The sequence below is a fragment of the Domibacillus aminovorans genome (assembly GCF_001643235.1).
Lineage (GTDB): Bacteria > Bacillota > Bacilli > Bacillales > Domibacillaceae > Domibacillus > Domibacillus aminovorans.
This window is the reverse complement of sequence record NZ_LQWY01000032.1, coordinates 1-1,782: the sequence shown is the minus strand read 5'-3', so window position 1 is coordinate 1,782 and position 1,782 is coordinate 1. Positions and strand designations below refer to the sequence as shown.

Below are 1,782 nucleotides of genomic sequence, written 5' to 3'. Positions count from 1 at the left end.
CGTGCGTCACTCCACGAAAGTTTGCGACACCCGAAGTCGGTGGGGTAACCCTTACGGGAGCCAGCCGCCGACGGTGGGGCAGATGATTGGGGTGAAGTCGTAACAAGGTAGCCGTATCGGAAGGTTCGGCTGGATCCCCTCCTTTCTAAGGAATTTTTACGAAGTAAGAACGTGGTTCTTATAACTCCCATGAAAATTAAAATCTCCGATTTAGAGAAAAAGGCAATACAAAATTAGACGCAGCTCACTTATTTTTTAAAAAAGTGAAGCGCCTAGATGAGGATAGAATTATTGGTTGGATTAGGAGGCATTCGGTTCGGTGATTGTCACGTTATACCCTAGGTTTTCAAGTCTTCGAATAGAATACCTTACAATAGATTGTTGTTTTTGTTTGTCAAAGTAATCCTCACCTAAGTCTACGTACATTTCTTTACGTGTTAAAAGATAGTAGGTGATTCTCAAAATCGCGTGGGCAACGGATATACCTGCACGCTTTTTACCTTTCCGTGATGCAGTTCGTCTATACAAGGCCCCAAGGTAGGTTTTGGATCCTCTGATAGAATGAGCTGCTTCTATTAAAGCTGACTTCAGGTATTTGTTTCCTTTTTTCATGTTAGTTGATTTTCTTTTGCCTGCACTTTCGTTGTGCCCAGGTACTAGTCCTGCCCAAGAACATAGGTGAGCTGCACTAGGAAATTGCTTCTTCATGTCTGTTCCGATTTCAGCTAAGATTTGTTCAGCCATTCGAGTCGCGATGCCAGGAATGGAATCCAACCTTTCAATATCTTCTTGGTGAGAGGATAGTCTAGTGGCTACCTCCAGATTTAACAGTTCAATCTGCTCACTAAGAAAATCAATATGATTTAGAATGGTTTTAATCATCAGCCGTTGATGTGGATTGATGTATCCTCGAAGAGCGAGTTCAAGCTCATCTTTTTTCTTCTTCATTGTTCTTCGGGCGAAGCTCGCTAATTTTTCTGGATCATCCTCGCCATCTGCGATGGCACGAAGCATGTCACGAGATGAGACACCCATTATATCGGAGACAACGGAGCCAAGTTTGATATTCGCTCCTTCTAATACCTTTTGAATCCGATTATGTTGTCTAGCACGCTCTTCAATAATACTACGACGGTATCGAACTAACTCTCGCAGTTCCCGTTGATTTCGGTCCGGAATAAAACTTGCTTTGAGTAGTCCATGACGAAGTAGTTTGGCGATCCATTCAGCGTCCTTCACATCGGTCTTGCGACCTGGTACGGCTTTCATATGTTGAGCATTTACAACTAAAAATTCAATATTCTCTGCTTCAAGTAAGTTAACGATGGGCTTCCAAAATACGCCTGTACTTTCCATTGCTACGTGGGTACAACCCTGCTCCTTAATCCAGTCAATCAACTGTAATAGAAATACAGTCTTAGTAGAAAACGTTCGAATCTCCTTTCCTTTTGGAGTCATAGTACATGCGGTAATCGAATCTTTATGAACATCCATACCGCAAGCATGCTCAATGATTACTTCCATAGTAATCATCCTTTCTACGGCGAATAGTATTGGAGGCTGGTGCAACAACCAGAGTAGGATTAATCTCCCATGAGTGCTTCCCGTAAGGGAGCGACATTCTGTGATGCACCGTGGTCGTTGGAGTCAGACTAACGGATGGGCTCTATGGCACCATAGTTGATCGACCTTCCTCTCCCAGCCGTAGTATCCAATACCCGTTCTGCACACATTTTCATCATCTGTGGTGTAGCGCTGATTTTGCGCTACATGGATGGCTAA

General features: G+C 43.4%; 1 protein-coding gene and 1 rRNA gene. One reads left to right on the top strand and one right to left on the bottom strand.

Features of this window, described 5'->3' with window-relative positions; translation table 11 throughout:
- Positions 1-145: ribosomal RNA gene (locus AWH49_RS11800) — 16S ribosomal RNA — on the top strand; the annotation flags it as partial.
- Between the two features lie 155 nt (positions 146-300).
- Here the strand turns inward: AWH49_RS11800 and AWH49_RS11795 are convergent.
- Positions 301-1,524 (bottom strand): IS110 family RNA-guided transposase, encoded by a 1,224-nt coding sequence (locus AWH49_RS11795; RefSeq protein WP_063965865.1) that lies wholly within the window; start codon positions 1,522-1,524, stop codon positions 301-303.
- Positions 1,525-1,782: the final 258 nt, after the last annotated feature.